The sequence below is a fragment of the Rhodanobacter ginsengiterrae genome (assembly GCF_050026815.1).
GTDB classification, from domain to species: domain Bacteria; phylum Pseudomonadota; class Gammaproteobacteria; order Xanthomonadales; family Rhodanobacteraceae; genus Rhodanobacter; species Rhodanobacter ginsengiterrae.
In genome coordinates, this window is the sequence record NZ_JALBWO010000026.1 from 1 (window position 1) to 807 (window position 807).

1 protein-coding gene is annotated in these 807 nt (G+C 61.6%); it reads right to left on the reverse strand.

The window, feature by feature from the left end; translation table 11 throughout:
• Positions 1–688: IS4 family transposase (locus tag ACQGNJ_RS00140; protein WP_426687224.1), on the reverse strand; the 688-nt coding region annotated here is incomplete at its 3' end.
• Positions 689–807 lie beyond the last annotated feature (119 nt).

The window sequence follows — 807 nt, forward strand, 5'->3', positions numbered from 1 at the left end:
CCGTGAGGGGATTGCTGCGTGCGATATCCATCGATCCGAAATCGCGCGGCTTGCGTGCCGCCAAGGCATACATGGCTTTGCACGTCACCCATTCACCAGGCTCGTCGGATACCTCGACGGGTTTGAGATACGTCGTGTTGCGCAAGCGTCCCAGCCACTGCCAGCCCATCGCCTCGACCGCCCGAAACCATGGTCCCCGGAAGCCGGCGTCTGTCACCAGAATCGGCCGCACGTCATCGGGAAGCACGTGCGCCAGACGCTGTAGAAAGCGCTTTTCTGCCTTCGGTGAGCCCTGTTGCCCGTTGGGAAACACCATGTCCAGGATTGGCAGCGAACGGCCACCCACGGGAATCGCCGCACGCAGCAGATGCCAGCTCCGATCGGACTTCAGATCCGACCAATCTATGAGGATGACGGGTTGTTTGCTGCGCACCAGCCAACGGGTCATGGCCTGGTAAATGTGTTCGCGCTCGACGTGTAGATGGCGGTTGCCCAAGAGCCGATCCAGCGCCTTGAGCGGCGCGCGGACGCGCTCCGCGCCGGGCCATGAACGCGCAAGATCGATCAGCGTCAGGCGGCTGCCTTGAATCATCGCCTCGACGGCGTGCAGCAACACACGGTTACGCAGCGCATGCATCGACCCGAGTGCATCGCCGAGGCACTTTTGCAATACTTTGGTGGCGTGCATGGTGCGGTCTCCTCTGGCTTCGTAACCCGTGAGGAATGACCGCATCATGCGCGCACTGTTCCCTCAGTCCGCACGCAAGGTGTTGATTGAGCGAGAAGATTCGTGGGGAAACCTCAGGG